Source organism: Streptomyces beigongshangae (assembly GCF_019710745.1).
GTDB lineage: Bacteria > Actinomycetota > Actinomycetes > Streptomycetales > Streptomycetaceae > Streptomyces > Streptomyces beigongshangae.
In genome coordinates this window covers 36,835-43,861 of sequence record NZ_JAHKJW010000062.1, presented here as the reverse complement: position 1 = coordinate 43,861, position 7,027 = coordinate 36,835, and the positions used below count along the sequence as shown (strand labels likewise).

The following is a 7,027-nucleotide window of genomic DNA, read 5'->3' as shown; positions in this document are numbered from 1 at the left end:
CATCCCGTCACCCGAGTCCCCCGCGAACCGGATGACCACCCGATCCAACCGGCGTACCGGCTTGGTGCGGTACGCGACGGCAGGTACGGACGCGGGTGTGGATGCCGGTACGGACGCGGGTGCGGGTGCGGGTGCGGTCTCAGGCATGACCCGCTCCCGGGCGCGGGCCCACGACGGGGCGGGGCGGGGCGAAGGTGTCCTGGACGCTCTCGCTCCACAGCTCCGCCGCCACGTTCCCGGCGAGGACGGGGGTGTCCGCGGTGGTAGGCGGGGCGAGGGTGTGCGCGGGCATGATCAGTGCCGTGCGGGGCTGCGCGACGTCGGCGGGGGTCGTCGGCAGGCCGACGACGAGGAGGTTTCCCACCGTGGCGGTGCGTACCGCTCCGGGTCCCGTCAGACGGGTGGGGGTGTGGGCGGGGGTCTGCAGGAGGTTCTCGTAGAGCCGGACGGTCGCGGGGAAGTCTTCGTCGGCGACGGCGTGCCGCGCCAGCAGCCGTATCCCCGTCGCCCGCGGCCCCGTCCGTACGGTGCCGGGCACGGCGGTCCGGGGCCGTTCACCGGGCCAGGGCCGGTGCTCGACGAGTTCCGCCAGGGTTCCGTCGGGGTAGCGGACCCGGGCCCTGGCGCCGGGGAGGATGGGTTCGGGCGGTTCCAGGACGGTGGTGCCGGTGCCGTCGAGCAGGTCCAGTTGCCGCTGGAGGTGGGGCACGATCAGGGAATAGCGTGTTCGTCGCTGGATCGGGGTGAAGGGGCGGCTGCTGGCGATGAGCAGCAGGTTCCCGACGGCGGCCAGCTCCAGGCCACCGAAGTCGGGGATGGGCATGCGCAGGTCGGCGGGAACGCCCAGGAGGTTCTCGTAGTGGCCGATGTGCTCGTCGAGGTCGGGCAGGGCGATCAGCGAGCGGGCCAGCAGGCGCGGCCTGGCCAGCGTGGAGGAGTCGGGGCGGGTCCGGAACCAGCGTTCGGGGTCGGCGGGCCGCTGGGGCACGGTCATCGGTCAGCCTTTCTGCACGGGGTGGGGAGCCGGGGACCACCAGGACTGCACCGGTATGCCCCAGGCTGCGAACTCCTCGCTCACACAGCGGTTCAGGCGGGCGGAGTCCCCGAAGTGGTCGGGCATCCCGGTCACCGTCACCGTCATCCGCCCGCCGCTCTGCACCAGGCACAAGGAGGCTCGTAGGCGGGCCCTGTCCGGCAGCAGGCCGGGCACGTTCATGGTGCGCAGCGCGAGGGAGTCGGCCGTGCGCCCGGCGAAGGTGGTCACGCCGTCGTCCGGGTGGCCGAAGTTGGAGGCCACGACGTCGGTCTGCTGTGCTCCGGGTGCCTTCAGTGCCGCGGCGGCCCGTGCTGGCAGCAGGTGCCACAGCGCCTCGGGGACGAGGGTGGCACTGTGCGCCCCGGAACGGCGCAGCAGTGCCTTGGTGGCCTGCCGGGTCGGTTGCAGGTCCTCGTGGTTCGCGGCGCCTCCGGGAAGGCTCAGGGGTACGACGACGAGTGCGTTCGCCTGCTCGTCACGGGGCGAGTCGCGCAGGCTCATGGGGACGCCGACCTGGACGTCCTGCCGGGCCGTGCGGGGGACGTGGGTCCGCACGAGGTTGGCGGCGATCTCCAGGAGCAGGGTGTTGTCGGTGCCGTGCCGGTGACGGGCGGCGGCCCGCCACGCGTCGGCCTGCACCGTGACGACGGCTGTGCTGAAGTAGCGGGGCCGGGAGGCCGGACCGGGCGTGCGGGCGGGCGGGGACGGCTGGGCGAGGGTCCGCAGGATGTCCAGCCTGCGCCGGTGCGGCAGGCGCAGCAGCCAGGGTGCCGTCCGGGTCAGGGCCCGGACCGTCTGGCCGAGCGCGTCGGTGAGGTCGCTGTCGTGGGGCGGGCGCGCCGGAGTGCGTGCCGCGATCGCGCGGAGAATGCCCAGGCCGTCGCTGCGGAAGTGCGGGACCGTCAGGGAGACGAGGCATCCGTCGGCGCAGGGGGCGGCCGCCAGCCGCCACAGTCGGGTGGAACCGGCCGGCAGGGGCGTGAGGACCTGTGTGTCGGCCCACGCGAGGGCCGTGTCCGGCGTCAGGGGCGTGCGGTCGATCGCCAGGGCATGGGTGTTGGACGCCATGACCCATCTGCTGCGGGCCGCGGGGACCGTGCCCGGCACCGCGGTGCGGCTGAGCAGGCCGCGGTCGAGGCGGCGCCATTCGGCACGCAGCTCGGTGACGGGTACCGGGCCGGGAAGGCGCCACAGGACCTGGACGATCCGGGAGGAGCCCAGTTCGATCGCGGCCCGGTGCAGCATCTCGTCGGTGGGGTTCAGACGCCACCGTGTCGCACGCGTCATCGTTTCAGCGCCTCCATGAGGTGGTCGGCGGCCTGGCGGCCGATGGCGGGGGCGAGCTTGAAACCGCCTCCGTTCCAGCCGACCGCGGTCACCAGTCCGTGCGGGTCCGGCCAGCTGGTCACCGTTCCCGGACCGCCTGTCGCCGTCATGGCGTCGTACGCGGTGACACCGCCGACGGCGGGGGCGTGGGCGAGGTGCGGGAAGCGCTCGGCGACGACGGTGCGGATGCGGTCCTCCTCGGCCCTGCCGACACCGTCGCGTATGCGTGCGGGTACGTCGGCGCGGGCCGAGGCGACACCGGCCAGGACCGCGTGGCCGTTCTCCCACCGGCGCAGCCAGGCGCCGGTGGTGCGGTCGACCGTCGTGGGCAGGCCGGCGATGTCGTCGCTGTGGAACAGGCAGTAGCTCACCGCTCTCGTGCGCAGCGGGAGTCGCACGCCCACCGACGCCGCCAGGTCCGTGCTGCCGGTGCCGGCGGCGAGCAGGACCGCGTCGGCGTGAACGTCGCCACCGGAGGTGTGCACGCCCCGGACGCGGGAGGAGGAGTGCTTCAGACCGAGGGCCCGGGTGTGGTGGAGGTGCAGACCGGCGCCGGCGTCGCGGCGCAGGGCCAGGGCGACGTCCGCGGCCGGCAGCCATCCGGCCTGCGGCTCGGCCACGGCCAGGAGGTGGTCAGGGACGGTGAGCTGGGGGTGGCGCCGTTCGATGTCGCCGGCGTCGAGGACGTCGATCTCGAGTCCGGCGTCGCGCACGGCCTCGATGTGCGGGGTGAGCGCAGCGAGTTCCCGCCGGTCGATCAGTGTCAGGCTGCCGTGCCGGCGGACGGCGGGCCAGGAGCCGTGCCATCCGCGCGACCGGTAGCGGATGCTGCTCTCGGCGGCCCAGGCGGTGTGGGTACCGCTCGGGTCGAAGGCGCGGACCAGTCCGCCCGAGACGCCGGTGGCTCCTCCGGCGGCGGCCGTGTCGTCGATGACGATCACGCGGGCGCCGTGGGCGGTGAGCCGTTCGGCGCTGGCCAGGCCGATGATTCCGCCGCCCACGATCGCCACGTCCGCCGTCAGCGCCGCCGTCATCGCATGGCTTCGTACGCCGGGCGGCGGGATGCCGGGGCGGGGGGTGCCAGCAGGGAGGCGGCGATGTCGGAGGCGCGTGCGGAGAGCATGGCCAGGGCGCCGGCGTCGCCCATTCCGTGGCTGGCTTCGCACAGGCCGTTGAGGTAGATCCTCAACGGGCGCGGCGCCGAGGCGGGCGCCTTGAGTTCGATCGCGTAGTCGCGGCCCACTTCGGGGACGCCTTCCTCGTCGAGGGGGAGACGGGAGGCCACGCCTTCGAGCAGGGGGTGGTAGCGCTCGTCGTCGGCGCCGATGCCGAAGTCCTTGAATCCGGTGGCGAGGACGACGACGTCCGCGTCGAGGGTTTCCCGGGTGTGGTGGTTGGTCTCGCGCGTGACCAGGCGGTGGGGGCCGCCGTCGGAGGGGGTGTCGATCTCCGTGACCTCGGTGAAGGGACGCAGCCGCAGACGCTCGGAGCCGATGAGGCTGTACTCGCGCTGCACGGTGGTCAGACGGTCGATCACGTCCTGGTCGCAGGCTGCGTAGTTGATGGACCGCAGGTCGGCGCGCAGGCGGCGTTTGACCGCTGCGGGCAGCGGGTGGAAGTAGTCGACGAATTCGGGCAGGAAGACCTGGCGGCTGTAGGGGCTGGTGTCCTTGAGGCGGAAGCCGATGCTGCGGTGGATGGAGGTCACCTGGCGTACGTTCGGCCGTTCCAGCAGGTTGAGCACGATCTCGATGGCGCTCTGGCTGGCGCCGATGACGGCCACGTCGATGTTCTGGTCGTTGAAGGCGTTGATGGACGACAGATAACGGGTGGAGTGGAAGACGGTGTGCCCCAGGCTGGCCGGGAAGGGGGGCGGCACGCGCGGCGAGCGTCCGGTACCGAGGACGACCGTCCGGCCGAGGTGGCGTTGGTTGTCGTGGGTCTCGACGCAGAACAGCTCGTTGCCGTCCTCGTCGTCCTGGAGCGTGAGCTGCGCGGCGCCCTGTCCGTAGTCGACCAGGGCGGAGAACGCCCGGGCGACCCAGGCCAGGTAGTCACCGTACTCACGGCGCAGGGGGAACTTGGCGTTGAGATGGAGGTAGTCGGTCAGTGCTCCGCGGGACGCCAGGTACTTGATGAAGGTGTGGGGGCTGTCCTGGTTGCGCTGCATGGCGAGGTCGCGGAAGGGGTTGTTCTGGATGTCCGCGCCCGACAGGAGCTGCTCGTCCTGCCATTGGAAGACGCTCGACCGTTCGATGAAGTGGGCGTCGTCCAGGTGCCCGAGCTCTTCGAGAATCACGGCCAGGGAGAGATTCGCCGGTCCGAATCCGATGCCCAGAATGGGGTGGACTTTCTGTTTCATGGCTGGTCGTCCCTCGGCTTGTCATGCGTGCGGAGGTGGCAGGCACCTGCGGCGGTCCGCCGCAGGTGCCTGGAACGTCCCTGCGGCGCCCGCGCGTGTCGACGCGCGGAGCAGCAGGACCGGCCCCACCGCCCGGGGCACGGTGTCGCCCGGGGCGCCACCGGCGGTGGGGAATCGTCGCGGCCGGCGGAAGGCCGGTGTCCGCTCAGGAGCTCAGGAGCGCCGTCTCGACGATCTCGTTGCTGTCGTTGACGTGGACGACCTGGGACTTGAAACCCGTCCGCTCCTCGTCGTTCAGCTGCGCGTAGCTGATGATGATGACCTTGTCGCCGGGCTGCACGAGACGGGCGGCGGCCCCGTTGATGACGATGTGCCCGCGGGGCGCCTCGGGCGAGTCGTCCAGGATGGTGTACGTCTCGAAGCGCGCGCCGTTGTTGATGTTGACGACGTGCACCAGTTCGTGGACGCCTATGCCGGCGGCCTCCAGCAGTTCCGGCGAGACGGTGATGGAGCCGACGTAGTTGAGGTTGCTGTCGGTGACGGTCGCACGGTGGATCTTCGAGTGCATGAACGTGCGCAGCATGGCATGGCTCCTTCGTGGAGGGTGATGGTGCGTGGAGGGTGACGGTGGTCGGTGAGGGGTCACCGGTGCGGTGACAGCTCTGGCGGACGGCCGGGAGGTGCCGCCGAGGTGCCGCCGGGGGTACTACGGGGCGGGTACCGCCAGGCCGGCGAAGCCGCCGGGGGGACGGTTGTCCAGGTCGGCGAGCAGCGGCGGGGCGGACTCGCCGGTGGGGGCGCCGAAGGCCCCGGTGATCTGCTCGCACAGGTCCGGCGTGAGCGGCCAGGCGAGCGTGCGCAGACTCCACAGGAACTGCAGGGCGCCGCTGACGTCGGCCGGGTCGTCGGTGTCGAGGTCCTCGCAGCGCAGGGAGAGGACCTCCAGGTGCAGTGCCAGCGCCTCGGCGGCCTTACGGATCGAGAACGTCTCCAGCCGGTAGGCGTCCTCGAAGCGCTGCCGTGAGGCACTCAGGGCGGTCTTCCACCACGCGGAGGGGTCGGTGTCGACACACCGGCCGATCGCGGCCCCGGCGAGACCTCTGCCGATCCTCGCCAGGGGGGTGTCGAACCGGGCGGCGAGGGTGGAGGCGGCCACCGGCTCGCTGAACTCGGACTGCTGCAGTTCGGGACTCGTCAGCGACAGCACGAACCGGGTGCGGTCACGGCCGACGCTCTCCAGGTACTCCCCCGCCCAGCGCACGTCTCCCTTGCTGGTGGAGAACTTGCGCCCCTCCAGCAGGTAGTACTGGTTGGTGAGGGTGCGGGTTCTGGACAGTTCGACGGGCAGACCGTGGCGGGTGGCGAGCAGCGACAGCGCCACGTAGACGAACGCGTTGTAGAAGCCGTTGTCGATGCCGATGAACTGGACCAGTTCGTCGGGGCTGTGGCGCTCGCCGCCGCGGGCCTTCCGCAGCCAGTACACATGGCCCACATAGATCTCGGGCCAGGCGTTGACGGTCTGGCCGGGCTGGTCGGGACCGTCCCAGTCCACGGTGATGCCCCAGGTCAGGGGGTAGGTGATCGGGATGTACGGGAGGGGGCCGGCCAGTGTCTGGGCGACCACTCGGGCCAGGTCGGGACGCAGTTGCACGTCGGAGTTGTCGTACCAGTCGGTGAGCATGTCGCGGTAGCGCTCCAGGTCCAGGACCCAGATGGAGACGGGCTTGCGCGGCAGGTCGCGGGCCGGTCCGCCCGCGGACAGCAGGGCACCCGGCAGGTTGTACAGTCCGCATGCCTCGCAGACACCCGCCCTGGCGTGGGCCAGGCAGGTCGGGCACCGTCCGGTGACGAACGCCTCGGCCTGGTAGGTGCCGGATGCGGCGTCGTAGGGCAGTTCCACCTCGCGCCGGTCGAAGGCGCCGTTCTGCCACAGGCGGGTGAAGAAGGAGTGCACGAAGGCGGTGTAATCGGGGTCCGGGCGTTCGAAGAGGTCGACGTCGACGGCCGCGAGGCCGAGGGTGCGGGTGATGCTGCCGAAGGCGTGCCGGATCAGCGCTTCGGGTTCGGTGCCGATGCGCTCGGCCGTGGTGACGACGTAGGTCTGGTTGTCGTCGGTGCTGGTGCCGAAGGCGACGTCGTGGCCGAGGACCTTCTGGGACCGGGCGCAGACGTCGCTGGCGAGTACGGGGCCGGCGAGGTGGCCCAGGTGGAGGTCCCCGTTGGGGGTGGGGGGAGAGAAGGTGACGTCGATGCGTCGTCGGCCGGAGCGGGCGCCGTGCGGGGCGTCGGTCATGGAAGCGCTC

At 71.8% G+C, this 7,027-nt stretch carries 6 protein-coding genes; all 6 read right to left on the bottom strand.

Features of this window, described 5'->3' with window-relative positions; all coding sequences use genetic code 11:
* Window positions 1-139: 139 nt before the first annotated feature.
* Window positions 140-994: a VOC family protein gene (locus KM933_RS32655; RefSeq protein ID WP_221359137.1), complete on the bottom strand. Its 855-nt coding sequence runs from the start codon at window positions 992-994 to the stop codon at window positions 140-142.
* A 3-nt stretch (window positions 995-997) separates the two neighbouring features.
* Entirely contained in the window at window positions 998-2,323 is a 1,326-nt protein-coding gene (locus tag KM933_RS32650; protein WP_221359128.1) for a condensation domain-containing protein, read from the bottom strand.
* The gene (locus KM933_RS32645; protein WP_221359126.1) at window positions 2,320-3,396 is read right to left on the bottom strand and encodes an NAD(P)/FAD-dependent oxidoreductase; all 1,077 of its coding nucleotides are present in this window, start codon (window positions 3,394-3,396) and stop codon (window positions 2,320-2,322) included. Before KM933_RS32645 ends, KM933_RS32650 begins: the two co-directional genes overlap by 4 nt.
* Window positions 3,393-4,724 (bottom strand): SidA/IucD/PvdA family monooxygenase, encoded by a 1,332-nt coding sequence (locus KM933_RS32640; protein WP_221359124.1) that lies wholly within the window; start codon window positions 4,722-4,724, stop codon window positions 3,393-3,395. The genes KM933_RS32645 and KM933_RS32640 overlap by 4 nt, the downstream gene beginning before the upstream one ends.
* Window positions 4,725-4,929: 205 nt before the next feature.
* Window positions 4,930-5,307, bottom strand: a complete 378-nt coding sequence (gene panD / locus KM933_RS32635; RefSeq protein ID WP_221359123.1) for an aspartate 1-decarboxylase — start codon at window positions 5,305-5,307, stop codon at window positions 4,930-4,932.
* 123 nt (window positions 5,308-5,430) lie between these two features.
* The gene (locus tag KM933_RS32630) at window positions 5,431-7,017 is read right to left on the bottom strand and encodes a class I tRNA ligase family protein (RefSeq protein WP_221359110.1); all 1,587 of its coding nucleotides are present in this window, start codon (window positions 7,015-7,017) and stop codon (window positions 5,431-5,433) included.
* Window positions 7,018-7,027: the final 10 nt, after the last annotated feature.

Coding starts and splice junctions, on each gene's coding strand:
- KM933_RS32645 (WP_221359126.1), bottom strand. CDS start 3,396: ATGACGGCGGCGCTGACGGCGGACGTGGCGATCGTGGGCGGCGGAATC.
- KM933_RS32655 (WP_221359137.1), bottom strand. CDS start 994: ATGACCGTGCCCCAGCGGCCCGCCGACCCCGAACGCTGGTTCCGGACC.
- KM933_RS32640 (WP_221359124.1), bottom strand. CDS start 4,724: ATGAAACAGAAAGTCCACCCCATTCTGGGCATCGGATTCGGACCGGCG.
- KM933_RS32630 (WP_221359110.1), bottom strand. CDS start 7,017: ATGACCGACGCCCCGCACGGCGCCCGCTCCGGCCGACGACGCATCGAC.
- panD (WP_221359123.1), bottom strand. CDS start 5,307: ATGCTGCGCACGTTCATGCACTCGAAGATCCACCGTGCGACCGTCACC.
- KM933_RS32650 (WP_221359128.1), bottom strand. CDS start 2,323: ATGACGCGTGCGACACGGTGGCGTCTGAACCCCACCGACGAGATGCTG.